The sequence below is a fragment of the Rhodococcus sp. D-46 genome, assembly GCF_011290655.1.
Classification (GTDB): domain Bacteria; phylum Actinomycetota; class Actinomycetes; order Mycobacteriales; family Mycobacteriaceae; genus Rhodococcus_F; species Rhodococcus_F qingshengii.
The window spans coordinates 154,401-168,029 of the sequence record NZ_JAANTF010000010.1 but is presented as its reverse complement, the minus strand read 5'-3'; the positions used below and the strand labels follow the sequence as shown (position 1 = coordinate 168,029).

Below are 13,629 nucleotides of genomic sequence, written 5' to 3'. Positions count from 1 at the left end.
GGCAACTAGGCGATTCTGAGAATCGTGCTGCGGTCAGCTCCTGTGCGAACACGGATATAGCCGGCGAGACGGGTGTCGAGTTCGGAATCACCGGTGTCGACCCGTAGCGGTGAATTGTGGAGGGCGATCAACTTGTCCAGGGATGCGAGCACCAAGATGTTGTCGAGTCCGGCCTTCTCGATAACTTTCGAACTGATTTGCTGATTTCCGCGGCCGAAGAGGCTGCCCTGCCCACCCAGAATACTGACGACAATGCGTGCTTCGTGATTTCCCACGAGATGAAGCAGCGCATGTTCGTCGACATCGGCCCCTATCAGTTGCCCATCCAGGATGACGTCAACACCCAATAGCGTCGAAGGCAAACCCAAGGCGTCAGCGACGCGTCGGGTGGTTGTGCCCGGTCCCAGAATATAGAGACAGCCTGCCTGCATGGTGTTTGCCAGTTGCCGGGCGGCCGCGTCAAGGTCCCTCTCGCTTCCCGCTCGCGATCCAGACTTCGCGTTTTGAACGAGGTGGCGTTCGAAGGGGCTGACCGCGTAGCCGTAGAGTCGCGCCGACAACCTGTCCTCACGAATTGCCCCCTCGTCGAGATCCATCACCTCGGCTTCACGGATTTTGGCCGCCGGGCTTCGAGCCAGGAACAGCCCTGCCAGATAGCCGGCGTTCTCCGGACTGGTGCCGAACACCGCAGATTGCATTTTCACGCCGGCGGGTACACCGAGTAAGGGAACGCGGTCTCCGACCGCGGCGAGTACATCTCGTGCAGTACCGTCACCGCCGACGAACAAAATCAGGTCAACATTCCGTTCGGCCATGGCGCGTGCCGTCGTTTGTGTATCCGCTGCGGTTGAGTCGCCAGAGTTCAACCGGCCCAATGTTTCCGGTTTCAAGCCCGCGACGCGCGCGGCGGTCGCCCCCATTTCCTCCGGGCCAGCGAGCACTCGAAAGGACGACGTCGTCGTCGACAGTCGCTTCAATGCGCGAACGGCGCGTGTCTCAGCGCCAGGCATGGCGCCGCGGAGTTTCGCTTCGCGGAGTATGCCGGGCCCGTCGGTACCTTTCAGTCCGACGCTACCGCCCATCCCGGCGACAGGGTTGACGAGGAATCCGAGCGTCGGTGTCGTGATACCACCATCGGCGGTGAGGGACCTGCGCACGACTGGCTCCTCTCTGGAACTGAAGTCCAAGTAGATTCGGTGAACGTTTAGGAGGTAAGGACGGCGGAGAGGCGAATGACTATCTCTTCCGCCTCTGCTACAGGTCTGCCTGCTACAGAACGAGTTCGCCGGGGCCCTTGTACTCCTGAATCATGTTTCCTCCGTCGATGGTGATCAGCTGACCTGTGACGTACGAAGACTCCTCTGCGGCAAGAAATCCGACGAGCGCGCCGATCTCGTATGGCTCACCACTTCGCCGGAGCGGGGTGTTCTCTCCCCCAATATGCATGCCGGGCGTGAGTGCGGCGGTGTTGATGTACCCAGGCGCAATCGCGTTTGCAGTGATACCGAACTGACCGTTCTCGAGTGCGATCGACTTGGTGAGACCCACTACACCTGCCTTGGCCGCTGCGTAGGCGCCGAGTCCCGCGATAGCGCCGACCGGTCCGGTGACGGAGGAGAAATTGACGATGCGGCCGTACCTTCTCTCAATCATGTGCGGCAGAACAGCACGCACACAGTTGAATTGAGTCGTGAGGTTGATCGCGATCGTGCGCTCCCACGAGTCGATCGATGTCGTGGCAAGGAGTGGCACATCGAAGTCGACATCGTCGCCCTTCTTGGCGCGTGCTGCAATACCCGCGAGGTTCACCAAGCCGTCGATAGCACCGGCGTCCCTTTGGGTTTGCTCGATCATCTCGGAAACATCTGAATGCACCGTCAAATCGACAGTGGCAGCGCGGACATCGAATCCTTCATGCAGCAGGTCGTCGCGTCGGTCGTGCACCTGCTCAGAGATATCCACGAGGGTCAGCCGCGCCCCTTTCTGCGCGAGCACTCGCGCCGTCCCGAAGCCGATTCCCTGGGGATCGGCGACGCCTGTGATGACGATACTTCTGTTCTCCAACTGGCCAGTCATGATGCTTCGCTTTCTGTGAACGACCGCAATCCGCCGTTCGGCGTGCGGGAGGTAGGGGTGACGCGCATTCTCATAGTGCGGCGATTTCGACTCAAATTTTGACGGATCATTCTGTCGGAGAGATACATTCAATGGTCGGCACCATGCAAATTCTGCACGCGCGATGGACGATGAAAATGGAGCGAACGTCTGCAAACGGATCCGGTCGGTTAGATGCTCGCCGCCGATGATTTGCCGAGCACGGAGCTACCGGCTCCCCCAACCAGCGCAATAGTCAGTAGTGAAATCAAGGCGACCGCGACACCGTTGCCACCGACCAATAGCGGGAAATTCTTCACCACCAGGAAGATCAGTCCTGCGAACGCCATCAACGAAACTGCTGGCGCTATGAACGTGGTCAGCCAGGATCCGCGTTCGTGTCCGCGGAAGTATGCCATCACCGCCAACGAGGTAAAGGCCATCAGCACAATAATTCCCAGGGTGGCTGCGCCGGAGAACCACGTGTACACGTCGAGCACTGGGTCCAAGCCGAGCATGACGGACCCGGCGATTGCAAGCATCCCGAACACCGTTACCACCACCGACGCACGAGAGGGTGCGCGGTGACGTGGATGCGCTCGACCTAGTCCTACGGGAAGCAAACCCGCCGCACCGAAGTTGAATGTGAAGCGGGCGAGCACGTTGTGGAATGTTAGAAAACAGCCGAATAGGCTTACTAATACGAGAATTTGAATGGCATTCCGACCGAAGACCCCTAGGAACGTCAACGCGAGATCCGTGATCAGGCTCTGAGGGCTTTCGGTCGCCTTAGCGACGAGACTGTCGGGGCCTGCGCCGACGGCGATGGCGAACAAACTGAACGCATAGAACAACCCGATTGAGACGATCGATATGTAGGTCGCTCGCGGGATGGTTCGCTGCGCATCGCGTGCTTCACTTCGAAAGATGACGGTGGCCTCAAATCCCACAAACCCGAAAAATGCGAACATCAGGCCAAGCGAGGGTGTGCCCTCCGTGAAATGCAGCGGATTCAGGGACGACGCATCGGTTCCTTCGGGTCCACCGCGGAACACCATGACGACATCGAGCGCGAGCATGATCGCGACTTCGAATATCAACGAAACACCGAGAATTTTCGTGCTCAGAGCAATGTCGCGGTATGCCAATACGCCGGTAATTGTCAGCCACCCGGTGCTCCACACCCACCATGGGATGACGACGCCGGCGAAGAACTCGACAGCAGCTCCGGTCGAAGCCCCCAGATATGCGACGAGCGCGACAAACAGCAACGCATACGACACCAACGCCAACGTGGCTGCTCCACGCCCGAACGCCTGACCCAATCCGGCACGAACGAAGTCGTAGAAGGCGCCGGCGTCCCTGACTTCGTGAGCCATGCGAGTGAATCCGACGGCAAACACTGCGAGCGCAAGTGCAGCAACGACAAAAAACAGGGGCGAAACCGGACTTTCGCTGGAACTGACCACAACGGGAAACACCGCTACCGCAGCGGCGAGCGGGGCGGCGCCGGCAGCTACCAGGAATACGACACCTCGCACGCCGATGCCCTTTCCCACAGGGGCAGGCGTCGGACTGGTTTCGGTTCCGGCGACGGAACCGGAGGGCGCCGTGGAGGATTGATGAGACATGGCATGCCTACCTGACTGAGATGGGGGGATCTCGCCGATGGTTTCGAACGAGGTGGTTTAAGGAACGCCTACTCGATCCTCTGAGAGCTGACAATCGCTGCTTCAGCCAGAGCTGGAGTGAAACCGCTCGTAAGTCCGCCTTCGATCGGGATGACGGCGCCGGTAATCGAGCCACACTCGTTCGAGGCCAGGAAGTGGACCAGGGCTGCGACCTCTTCGGGCGTCACAATGCGACCCGTCGCCGACGCCACGGTCACCAAACAGATTTCGTCGGCGGCGTTGTCCTGCGAAGCGAGCATCGGCGTCTCGACCGACCCGGGACAAATGCAATTGACCCGGATGCCGCGGGAGCCGTATTCGAGTGCCGCGACCTTCGTCAGAGCAACGACGCCCGACTTGGAGGTCGAGTAACCGCCGTACCCGGGAAAGCCCATGAGCGCGGCGACAGAGGACGTATTGATGATCGATCCGCCTGCGGGCATGTGCCGGGCCGCGTGTTTTATTCCGTGAAGCGGACCAAGGGTGTTTATGCGGTATTGCCGAGTCCAATCGTCGTCGGACGAGGATTCAATGGTTGCGGTGTTAAAGACTCCGGCATTGTTGACCATCACGTCTATGCGCCCGTGCAACTCAGCTACGGCATCGCATGCAGCACCAACGGAAGCGTCGTCTGCGACGTCAACCAAGTGAAACGTCCCGCCGATTTGCTCGGCGATGGTCGACGCATCCGAGCGGTCGAACATCGCTACCTGTGCACCTGCTGCGATGAACCGGCGGATGATGGCCAAGCCCACTCCAGACGCCGCCCCTGTGACTACGGCAACTCGATTTTCCAGAGAAAACACGATCTTTCCTCCATTCGTAACATTGGATCCGCCTACTAGGAGCGGTTGAGTGATTCAGCTATTGATTGATCCGGATAGTGACGCCCCACTCGACTTCCGACAGCGTTAGGAGTCGGCGATATGTGCCTTCCCGCCGGGCCAGGGCATGCCAGGTCTCCAGATGTTGTCCGGCACAGCAGGTGAAATCAGGCCCCTCGCGCGGGACAGGCAACTTCGAAACCAGTCGAGATGCACGTCACATTTCGTCCTGTGAGTGTGCCTGATGCGCTTCCGACGAGGGAAACAACAGTTTTGAACCGATTAACTCTGCCCTGTTGTGAATCGGGGTCCGATAGCCCAAGATGGGTCTGCGTCACAACTCAAATACCGAGAGCGAGTCAGATGGATGTTCACACGCGTCGACTTCGACACTTCATCGCTCTCGCCGAAACCCTTCACTTCACGCGTGCGGCCGAGAAACTGTACGTGTCCCAACAGGGCTTGAGTCGCAGCATCACCGAACTCGAACACGACGTAGGTGTGCCGCTCTTCACGAGGACAACGAGAGCAGTCGAACTGACCGACGCCGGAACGGCCTTTCTCCGAGCAGCACGTCAAGCACTGGCAGCCCTCGACTCGGGCGTAGAGGACGCGCGCCGCGCTCACTCCAAAATGTCCGGTGTTTTGCGGATCGGCTTTTTTGCGGCGTCAGCACTGGAATTGACCCCCTTGATCATCTCGGAGTTCAGGGCTCACCACCCCTCCGTCAGTCCTCGAATCGAAAGCTACGACCTCACAGATCCATCCTGCGGTCTGCGGTCCGGGGAGACAGATGTGGCATTTTTGCGGCTGCCTATCGAGCTGACCGATTTGAACACTGAAGTCTTGTTCACAGAACCACTCGTAGTAGGAATGACGACTTCCCATCCTCTCGCCGCACAGAGTTCCGTGTGTTTGTCCGATCTGCAAGATCAGGTGATTTCTGCACCAAACACCGACGACGCACGTTGGCGCGCGTTCTGGACACTGCGCGACCTCGGGGTCGACGAGGATAGCCTGCCCAGAATCGGTCGGGAAACCGCAACCATGGACGAAGAACTGGACAATGTCGCGGCCGGACTCACCTTGTCGGTATCTGTGTCCAGCATGAACCGGTTCGCACGCCGGGCATCACTGGTGTACCGAAGGCTCGAACAGGTACCGGGTTCGGAGCTGTGCATCGGATGGCGCGGGCGCCCCACCCCGCTGGTCGAGGCATTCGTAGCCGTGGCAAAAGAAGTTCGTGACGAGCATGTCAACCTCGTGGCCCGGATAGAGTCCGGCGATTTGGACTGACAAGGACTTCATCCTGGCAGACCGGATCCGAGATGCTTGCCACCAAAGATCCGTCAAGCCAGGGAACTATCGAAGGGATTGTCACATTAACGAGAATGTTCTGTGACGCAGGATGTTCGGATGCATGGTGATACAACGGCCCTGTCGCCGAAGCCTTTTCAGGCGGCGACGGCGCTACCGGTAGCCTCGCGCCATACGGCAAACTGATCAGCCATCACCCGCCGGCACTCACCGGCCGACAGCAGATGCTGTCTCGGACGGAAGTGCGATCCGATCACCCCGAACGCGGTCAGGAACCACTGCGCGCGGCCAGGTGATTTGAACCGTCGCATCACCCGCTCCCACCGCCGGGCCGGCTGATGACTGTTTTCGGCGCGCTTGTTCAAATACCGCGAACGGCGATGCTCCACCGAGGGCATCGACTCACGGTGCGCGCCCTGGTAGCTGCGAGTTTGTCTGTCACAATCACTCGCGGCACGTACTCCAGTCGCTTGAGCAGTTTTCGGAAGAACTATCTGGCCGCCTTGGCTTTCGACGGGACTGAACTAGCACGTCGAGGACTGTGCCGTCCTGGTCGACGGCACGCCACAGGTAGTGCTGAACTCCGTTGATCCGGACGAAACTTCGTCGAGGAACCACGTGTCGCCGGGCGAGCACGGCGGCGACGCAGCCACCTGCGATTCGACCGCGTCACCCAACCCTGGTTGCGGGAACTCGGAAATCGATGGGTGCGATGGCGGTTAGTCTCGGGCCAGCCGGTAGAGACCGCCTCCACCGACGTCCAAGCCCTGACCCGCTTCAGCGAATTCCTCACCGCCGCCGTCCCCGACGTCGAGGCGCTGGCGGATGTCGATCGCCCCCTGCTCGAGCGTTGCCTGGCCTGGCTGCAGGGGCACCCCGGCAGCGCCCGCGGGATCGGAAGCCGCGTTGGCAGCCTGCAAATGTTCTTCCAGGCCATCCGACAGCACGGTTGGGACGACAGCCGCAGCGATTGCGGCGATGGTTGGGATGATTTCTGATTCGTTCATGCTGCCAGCGTCCTGGGTTTGGCGAACGGGAACCAGGGGAGCATTACCCCCCCACTCGCCTACCGCACTTGACGCATAATTAGATTCATGAATCCGCCGGAGTTGGGTGGCTTCGTGCGCTCGCGTCGGAATCGGCTGAGGCCGGTCGATATCGGGATTGTTACAGATACTCGTAGCGGGGTTGCGCCGCGAGGAGGTTGTTGACCTCGCGCCTGTGTCGACCACTCCATCGGTAGACCCCGCTGACCGATCCCAGCGTCGGATGAGCAGGTGTTTCCACCTTTCTGGCCAGGTGACGACGCGAGAGACAAGGTCAACCGGCCGGATTCGATCTGCCCAGATGCTTTCTTTCGGGAATGGTCTCTGGAAGTCATTGCCACGCAATGCAAAAGAGGTACGGTGAGGACACCACCGATCACAGCTGCGCATGCGGCGCGTTGTCGATCTGGGAACTGGCAGCTTCGAGAGCAAGTCGACGAACCTCGACGATGGCTCGCTCAAGTATTACGGTTCCGATGAGCATCGTCTCAACTGCGGAGGTGCGATCCGGCATCGCCCGGGCATGCTCCACTTCGATCTGCACAGTCCGCTCGACCAGGTTATCGGCAATGAATTTTCGCACTTGGATCGCAAACTCGAAGAACTATCTGGCATTTTGAACGCGGAAATTGGATATCATTTCATTGCTGCGGCGATTCTGAGTGGTTAGTTCGGCCGCGCAAGGCCTGCCCTCCGGCTGTGTACTCGCCGGGGGTGGGTCTCTTCAAACGCTCACGCCGCCACGTTGAACCGCAGGCACAATGGACGCGCTGGCGACGCGCCTGCCTGATACTTAAGTACCGTGTGCAACCGCCAAGCGCGGTTCGGCCCCATACTCGAGAAGTAGTATCCTCGTGCACGTTCGCCTTTGCCGGCTCGGCGTGCGCGGCCCGCCTAGGTGTAACTGACGAACACTGTGGGCGGGCCATCCGGCGAATGGAGAACTCCGTCCACCCGCACAGGAATCGGCGGCCCTCCCAAGTCTCCGGCAGTCCGGCGCCGAATCTCGTCGAGAATCTGCTTGTTCGACAATTGCTGCAGCGACTTCCGTGTGGGCGACCACGGCCGGTTCTCCTCTTCCGTCATGAACCCGGCGGCGATCAACACTTCCTGCACAGGCGCATCGAACAACGCTGCCACGCGCCGCAGCACCTGCGGGGTCGGGGACCGCGAGATCCTTGTCCACTGACGCATCTGGGATGGATACACACCGAGCACCCGAGCTGCTTCCTCTGGACTTTCATAGCCGCGGGCCACGATCTGGTCTCGAACCCAAGCTGCGAATCCTGAAGCCATGGGCGTTATTTTCCCACGGAAGCTCTGAACATTCGTGCAGCGAAACAGTTCGAGAGTTTCGCGCTCGGATCAGTTATCCCCATGCGCTGTCCATGAATTGGGGATAGTTCAACACTCAAGTATCTGTGACTCCGCGAAGACTGGTATCGGAACCCTCGGATCCGTAGATTTTCGTCGGCGGCATCGCTCGAACCCTCAACTTCGGGTATGGCGTATGCCCTGCCGACGCGATCTCCCCCCAGATAGTCGGCAGGGCACCACAAAACGGTGCACCGCTTCCGCCTCGGTTCTCGGCGCACCCCGGGCCGCCAGCGTGCTGATCACACACTCGCTGGTGGCCCTTCTTGGTAACCCCTGGATCTTGAAAATGCCCGACGCGATTGAGGTTTGGCATTCCCCACATGCGGTATACAGCTGCCGCGGCAGTTCGACGCCGGTAACACGGTCAGCCACGCTGCCCAGTCCCGAACTGGCGCTCTCGCCTCGACTGCGCCGACTAAGATCTTTCACGGGTCGGGACCCGGACGCCGAGAGTCGTATTAGCTGATGAAGAACGGTGCGTACTGCACGCAATGCCGACGCTGCAGCAGCGTGGTTTACGACGGCCCATGAATCTCGTCTGCCGAACGGCTGAGACTGCAGCAAGATCACCGAAGCTCCTGTCCTGCGGATGTCATTCCGATCCGAGAGTCGCTCTCGAGGTCGTCTCGGGTTGCCACTGCGAACTCACACATCACGCGCCCCGCCTAATTACGGCAGAGGGTGAAGTCGGAGATCAAAAGACCCGGAGGTTACGATATGGCTACCGTTGCAGGTGTGGTCGGATTGTAAACGCATAACGCTACAGTTATCCGTGTACCAGCCCTGACGGTCCCCTACCTTGTGTGGCCGTCAGGGCTGCCCAGTTACGGAATGAAAAAGCCCGGATCTAGTTACTCTCGGCAACTATCTGCGACCGGAAAACTGCAGAATCTAACGGGCCTCGAAACGGAGATGTCGTGAAACGAAAAGCACTGCTCCTCATAACCGGAGCTCTCGTCATCGCCTTCGTGAACCGATCACTCGGTTCACTGGCCACGACTCAGGCCTTCGGCGTACCTCTCGGGCACCGCCTCGTCCGCTGAAGACCTGACAGAGCCCACCCACCGCTGCTGCGGGGCCAACCAACTCGGCCCAGTTTATTCGGCCCATCACGCCGTATGAAACAGCAAAAGACCCCCCCGAATGCCGGTAGGGGCGCCCTTTTTTACAGAACGGCAAAGCCGCTTCGTGTGAAGATAGTGGCGCCGAACTGGCTGATTCCGTTGTACTGAACCTTCATCCTGTCCCCGGCGGTCAACGGGTAGCCGACTGCAGTTCCGCCGCGAACGTCATAACCCCCGATATCGGAACTGTTATTCACCCCATTGCCATTCACGAGGATCCGGATTGCAGACCTACCGTCCGAGCGGACGCAACGATCGTGTTCTACGATGCGGCAAATAACCTATCAGTCATCGTTAACGAGTTCGGTAGAGTTGTGACGACCTCATTTGGACGGCTAAGAGGAAGGTGAAATTAACATGACAGATAATGGAAGATATCGCACTGAAGGCGAGCAGGTTAGTCGCGATTACAGGGAAGGTAAAATATCTTTACAAACGCTCGTCGACATATTCGAGAGTTATGTGGACGCCCGCGAATCCGAAAATGCGCCCGATTTCGAGGAATTGAGGGGCGCATGGTTGCAAATTGAGATAATAAATGCGGTGCGGTGGGACGATCCCACGAAGGCATCCAAAAATGAGACGGCAGTCCGGGGATATATCCAAGAATTCTTGGACTTGCTTCCGTAGTTCCTGTCGGGCCCTTCGCCACCGATCCGAGCACCATTCCCAGCCCTGGCGTCATCGAGGATCCGACGCAGCGACCCGCGGTCACGATGCCTCCCACACAGCCTGACAACCCGGAGGGACCAGGGGTTGAACAGGATCCGTTGTGGTGGATGCCGTTCGCACGAGAAAAACCACCGCAACTCGCACCCGGCGAAACACCGCCGGACATCGTGGAGGTCGAAGGAGTTGGCCCGTTGGATCTGCGTACGTTGCAGTCCCGGATCATCGGTGATCAGGATAGCACCGATGTCGGGGTATGGGGTGATGCAGGCGAAGGTCTCCGGTACGACGCCGCTCTGAGGCTGAGGCCTTCTCGGGTATTTCAGGAACTCGTCACGCTGGTGGACGGGCAGTTCGCGTTCATCTTGCCATTCGATGCCGGGAAGAACGGTGAGCTCAAGTTCGACGGCTGGTTCCCGGACCTGAACGTCATCGTCGACGCGAAACACATCTACGAGTTCATCTTCGACCGCCGGACCGGTGAACCGGTCACGGAAGGATTCGGGCGCCGTGTTTGGCGGGAAGATTGGCCCAAGACCGCTCAGGCGCAGCTCGCTGCCCTCGCGCAAGCCGGCATGAACGCGGAGCTCGTCTGGGTGATGCTCAACGAGCAATACGCTGAACTCGCCAGAGCAGGCTTCAGGTTGGCGAATGTCGTCGGTGTGACGGTGGAGACTATTACACAATGGTTGGAAAGGACGGGGCGATGAGCATAGTCGGGCGATGGCCGACAGTGGCCGGGTATTGGGGCACGCGGGTGCAGTCGAGTCAGGAGGTGGCGCAGACGATGCGGGCTTTCCTCGACGATCTGGAAGCGATCGACCTGGAGTTGGCGTTGCCGTGGGTCTCGACTGCCGAGTTCGACAAGGTGCCAGCAGATCTCAGTGTGGACGGGTTGGTGCGAATTTTCGAGCATTCCCGCTCGAAGGAGATGGGATATTCGGATACCCCGGGGCCGGGCTACGATGTCGATTTGTCGGCGGAGGACGGGAGCCTCCGGGCGATCAGCGCCTGGGTCGGTGGGCTGGAAACCAGTGCCCCGAACAGTGTCCGGGTGTCGTTGCCGACGGAGAAGCAGCCCGCAGACAGTATCCGGCGGTTGCTCGACCCGGACATCGGAGACGCGATCATGAAAGTGATCGTCAAGCATTGGGAACCGGATCGAGCTCGGTGGAGCATCGGCGACTACTACGACCTGCAGAACCCCGCGAAAGGCGAGGTCGAGGTGGGATGGGAGACGTACTTCCATTCCGGAATCACACTCGATCGCAGCATGCTGCCCCAATCTGCGGTGGTAGAGGAACTGCCCACTGGCACGTTGATCCGGTTGGGAGACAAGCCCATGCACGTCGATGCCGCCGACATCGTGGCAGTACGCGCAGCATTCGGGTACTCAGTGTAAGGCGCCGCTTGTCCGCCGATAACTCATGTCGCGACACACAGTCGGACGGAGATGATTACGCAATGGCTGGAAAGGACGGGCGATGAGCTTTTTCGGGCGGCGGCCGACGGTAGCCGGATACTGGGGCACGCGGGTGCAGTCGAGTCAGGAGGTGGCGCAGACGATGCGGGCTTTCCTCGACGATCTGGAAGCGATCGACCCGGAGTTGGCGTTGCCGTGGGTCTCGACTGCCGAGTTCGACAAGGTGCCAGCAGATCTCAGTGTGGGCGGGTTGGTGCGTATCTTCGAGCATTCCCGCTCGAAGGAGATGGGATATTCGGACACCCCGGGGCCGGGCTACGACGTCGACTTGTCGCCCGAGGACGGGACCGCGCGCCGGGTCGGTGCCTGGGTCGGCGGGCTGGAAACCAGTGCTCCCAACAGTGTCCGGGTGTCGTTGCCGACGGAGAAGGATGTTCCCCCCGAATTGCGGCGGTTGCTCGAACCGGATGTCGGGGACGCGATCATGAAAGTGATCGTCAAGCATTGGGAACCGGATCGGGCTCGGTGGAGCATCGGCGACTACCTTGATCTGCAACCGCGAGTTAGAGGTCAGATCCAGGTGGGATGGGAAACGTACTTCCATTCCCAGATCGCAGTCGACCGCAGCAAACTCCCCCAATCTGCGGTGGTAGAAGAACTGCCCACTGGCACGTTGATTCGGTTGGGGGACAAGCCAATGGAGGTCGCTGCCGCCGACATCGTGGCGGTGCGGGCGGCGTTGGGTTGCCCGGTGTAGCGCCAGAGCCTGTTCCAACTGGTCGATCGTCTTCGAGTAGGAGTGACGTTGTCAGTCTCATCTCTACGTCTCGATCCGACGTCCGGATTGACCTTGAAATTCATGGCGCGAAAGGGGCCGCCGGAAGCCGAATCGGTCACCGCAGTGCTGGCAGCGCGGTCACTGCAGTTCCTTCGAGAGCTTGACCTGGTCTTCGACGTCGACATGTATCGAAAGCCTCTCCTTCGCCTCGAACCTCTTCCAGCCGTGGACAGGTCGAGCCTCAGCGCGGTACCAGGTCCATCAGGGCTGCAACGAGAACGCGTTGCACATCTTCGACCGAAAACTCCCTCGAACTGGCTGACTCGGTCAGCGACCAGTGATTGGACATTGCCAAGCCGTGCAACAAAACCCAGAACAGAGGACCGATGACCCGAACTATGCCGGTCATCAGGGTGCCGCACTGCTGCGCCTAACCGACGCGTACCGATGCACTCCAGGAGCCAGCGACAGGACATTGGCTACGGGCACTTGTGATGAAATGCTGAAACCTGGATCCGAAACTCGGTGGCTGCGCGAACACAATTTCGTATTACACTAATAACTATGACTGACGAAACAATCAGCGATCAGCCCGTCACCGACAACATGATCGAAGAATGGGCAGACGAAGCCGAAACCGGCTACGACGTCGAAAAGTTACGCAAACGCGGCCGGCCCACCCTCGGCACCGGCCCCGGCGCAGTAGTGCCCGTACGGATGGACGCCGCATTGCTCGAAGCGTTGAACGCCCGCGCAGAACAAGAACACGTCTCCCGATCCGAAGCGATCCGAGAAGCAGTGCGTGCCTGGACCCAGGTCGCGTGAAAGCGCATAAATCCGCACTCAAACACGGAATCAGCGAAAACGCCGGCATCTACGCCGCAGAGCACCACGTGTACGTCGCCGACTTGGACGACGACAACCCCGCCCGCCAATTCCGGCTGGGCTTCGACCCGAACGGGCGCCTCCTGGAATTAGTCGTGCTGCGCTTCGACAGCGGAAACGAGCTACTCATACACGCCATGAAGGCCCGACCGCAGTACGTTGATCTCCTGTAATCGATCTCGTTCGCGAGCGATGCAGGGGAAGTCGACCTGTTCGCCGGTACAACGAGGACATCGCCATCAACGCTCGCCGATTTAGTGTCACAGGACCAATAGGTTGGGCTCGTGTACGACCATGACAATTACGAGTGTTCCGACGGCCTCGGAGGCTATCGCAGGCAACGAGGCGAAGACATGCGTCCCGCCGCGGAATGGAGACTCCCAGAAGGCGGGATTCTGCCCGAGGTTGCAGCTACGGACACT

Annotated in this window: 15 protein-coding genes and 1 pseudogene; 8 read left to right on the top strand and 8 right to left on the bottom strand. The window is 59.7% G+C overall.

Annotated elements, in window-relative coordinates; genetic code table 11:
- Nucleotides 1–5: 5 nt before the first annotated feature.
- The 4 genes from G9U53_RS25445 to G9U53_RS25430 all read right to left on the bottom strand — a co-directional run bounded on the left by G9U53_RS25445 (nucleotide 6) and on the right by G9U53_RS25430 (nucleotide 4,570).
- Nucleotides 6–1,157, bottom strand: coding sequence for an ATP-NAD kinase family protein (locus G9U53_RS25445; RefSeq protein ID WP_165639427.1), 1,152 nt, complete (start codon nucleotides 1,155–1,157; stop codon nucleotides 6–8).
- A gap of 112 nt (nucleotides 1,158–1,269) precedes the next feature.
- On the bottom strand, nucleotides 1,270–2,076 hold the full coding sequence (locus G9U53_RS25440; protein WP_165639426.1) for an SDR family NAD(P)-dependent oxidoreductase: 807 nt from the start codon (nucleotides 2,074–2,076) through the stop codon (nucleotides 1,270–1,272).
- Nucleotides 2,077–2,285: 209 nt separating this feature from the next.
- Nucleotides 2,286–3,725 (bottom strand): APC family permease, encoded by a 1,440-nt coding sequence (locus tag G9U53_RS25435; RefSeq protein WP_064689707.1) that lies wholly within the window; start codon nucleotides 3,723–3,725, stop codon nucleotides 2,286–2,288.
- 68 nt (nucleotides 3,726–3,793) lie between these two features.
- On the bottom strand, nucleotides 3,794–4,570 hold the full coding sequence (locus G9U53_RS25430) for an SDR family NAD(P)-dependent oxidoreductase (protein ID WP_165639425.1): 777 nt from the start codon (nucleotides 4,568–4,570) through the stop codon (nucleotides 3,794–3,796).
- Nucleotides 4,571–4,951: 381 nt separating this feature from the next.
- Here G9U53_RS25430 and G9U53_RS25425 point away from each other — a divergent pair, with 381 nt between their 5' ends.
- The gene (locus G9U53_RS25425; RefSeq protein WP_064689708.1) at nucleotides 4,952–5,884 is read left to right on the top strand and encodes a LysR substrate-binding domain-containing protein; all 933 of its coding nucleotides are present in this window, start codon (nucleotides 4,952–4,954) and stop codon (nucleotides 5,882–5,884) included.
- 158 nt (nucleotides 5,885–6,042) lie between these two features.
- On the opposite strand, the pseudogene G9U53_RS25420 reads toward G9U53_RS25425, so the two are convergent.
- Together G9U53_RS25420 and G9U53_RS25415 are read right to left on the bottom strand one after the other, a co-directional pair.
- Nucleotides 6,043–6,534: pseudogene (locus G9U53_RS25420) on the bottom strand (IS6 family transposase); the annotation flags it as partial.
- Between the two features lie 90 nt (nucleotides 6,535–6,624).
- Complete coding sequence (locus G9U53_RS25415) at nucleotides 6,625–6,912, bottom strand: hypothetical protein (RefSeq protein WP_064689709.1); 288 nt, start codon at nucleotides 6,910–6,912, stop codon at nucleotides 6,625–6,627.
- 427 nt (nucleotides 6,913–7,339) lie between these two features.
- Between G9U53_RS25415 and G9U53_RS25410 the strand changes: the two genes are divergently transcribed.
- Nucleotides 7,340–7,621: a hypothetical protein gene (locus tag G9U53_RS25410; protein WP_064689710.1), complete on the top strand. Its 282-nt coding sequence runs from the start codon at nucleotides 7,340–7,342 to the stop codon at nucleotides 7,619–7,621.
- Between the two features lie 224 nt (nucleotides 7,622–7,845).
- Here the strand turns inward: G9U53_RS25410 and G9U53_RS25405 are convergent, their stop codons facing one another.
- A complete protein-coding gene (locus G9U53_RS25405; protein ID WP_165639424.1) occupies nucleotides 7,846–8,247 on the bottom strand; it encodes a helix-turn-helix transcriptional regulator in 402 nt (133 codons plus the stop codon).
- Between the two features lie 998 nt (nucleotides 8,248–9,245).
- Between G9U53_RS25405 and G9U53_RS34050 the strand changes: the two genes are divergently transcribed.
- Nucleotides 9,246–9,371, top strand: coding sequence for a hypothetical protein (locus tag G9U53_RS34050; protein ID WP_278251747.1), 126 nt, complete (start codon nucleotides 9,246–9,248; stop codon nucleotides 9,369–9,371).
- 122 nt (nucleotides 9,372–9,493) lie between these two features.
- On the opposite strand, the gene G9U53_RS25400 is transcribed toward G9U53_RS34050, so the two are convergent.
- Entirely contained in the window at nucleotides 9,494–9,649 is a 156-nt protein-coding gene (locus tag G9U53_RS25400) for a hypothetical protein (RefSeq protein ID WP_165639423.1), read from the bottom strand.
- Between the two features lie 582 nt (nucleotides 9,650–10,231).
- Between G9U53_RS25400 and G9U53_RS25390 the strand changes: the two genes are divergently transcribed.
- From G9U53_RS25390 to G9U53_RS25370, 5 genes are all read left to right on the top strand, one after another.
- Entirely contained in the window at nucleotides 10,232–10,831 is a 600-nt protein-coding gene (locus G9U53_RS25390) for a hypothetical protein (protein WP_242692724.1), read from the top strand.
- Nucleotides 10,828–11,523 carry an Imm52 family immunity protein gene (locus G9U53_RS25385; RefSeq protein ID WP_207624587.1) on the top strand — a complete coding sequence of 232 codons (696 nt, stop codon included), beginning with the start codon at nucleotides 10,828–10,830 and terminating at the stop codon, nucleotides 11,521–11,523. The genes G9U53_RS25390 and G9U53_RS25385 overlap by 4 nt, the downstream gene beginning before the upstream one ends.
- Before the next feature lie 82 nt (nucleotides 11,524–11,605).
- Nucleotides 11,606–12,301, top strand: coding sequence for an Imm52 family immunity protein (locus G9U53_RS25380; RefSeq protein ID WP_207624586.1), 696 nt, complete (start codon nucleotides 11,606–11,608; stop codon nucleotides 12,299–12,301).
- Nucleotides 12,302–12,886: 585 nt separating this feature from the next.
- Nucleotides 12,887–13,147 carry a ribbon-helix-helix domain-containing protein gene (locus G9U53_RS25375; RefSeq protein ID WP_165639421.1) on the top strand — a complete coding sequence of 87 codons (261 nt, stop codon included), beginning with the start codon at nucleotides 12,887–12,889 and terminating at the stop codon, nucleotides 13,145–13,147.
- Nucleotides 13,144–13,380 carry a toxin gene (locus G9U53_RS25370; protein WP_165639420.1) on the top strand — a complete coding sequence of 79 codons (237 nt, stop codon included), beginning with the start codon at nucleotides 13,144–13,146 and terminating at the stop codon, nucleotides 13,378–13,380. The genes G9U53_RS25375 and G9U53_RS25370 overlap by 4 nt, the downstream gene beginning before the upstream one ends.
- Nucleotides 13,381–13,629 lie beyond the last annotated feature (249 nt).

Bases quoted from the DNA above. Each gene is read 5' to 3' on its own strand.
- G9U53_RS25440 (WP_165639426.1), bottom strand. From the start codon at position 2,076: ATGACTGGCCAGTTGGAGAACAGAAGTATCGTCATCACAGGCGTCGCC.
- G9U53_RS25435 (WP_064689707.1), bottom strand. From the start codon at position 3,725: ATGTCTCATCAATCCTCCACGGCGCCCTCCGGTTCCGTCGCCGGAACC.
- G9U53_RS25425 (WP_064689708.1), top strand. From the start codon at position 4,952: ATGGATGTTCACACGCGTCGACTTCGACACTTCATCGCTCTCGCCGAA.
- G9U53_RS25415 (WP_064689709.1), bottom strand. From the start codon at position 6,912: ATGAACGAATCAGAAATCATCCCAACCATCGCCGCAATCGCTGCGGCT.
- G9U53_RS25410 (WP_064689710.1), top strand. From the start codon at position 7,340: ATGCGGCGCGTTGTCGATCTGGGAACTGGCAGCTTCGAGAGCAAGTCG.
- G9U53_RS25405 (WP_165639424.1), bottom strand. From the start codon at position 8,247: ATGGCTTCAGGATTCGCAGCTTGGGTTCGAGACCAGATCGTGGCCCGC.
- G9U53_RS25390 (WP_242692724.1), top strand. From the start codon at position 10,232: ATGCCGTTCGCACGAGAAAAACCACCGCAACTCGCACCCGGCGAAACA.
- G9U53_RS25385 (WP_207624587.1), top strand. From the start codon at position 10,828: ATGAGCATAGTCGGGCGATGGCCGACAGTGGCCGGGTATTGGGGCACG.
- G9U53_RS25380 (WP_207624586.1), top strand. From the start codon at position 11,606: ATGAGCTTTTTCGGGCGGCGGCCGACGGTAGCCGGATACTGGGGCACG.
- G9U53_RS25375 (WP_165639421.1), top strand. From the start codon at position 12,887: ATGACTGACGAAACAATCAGCGATCAGCCCGTCACCGACAACATGATC.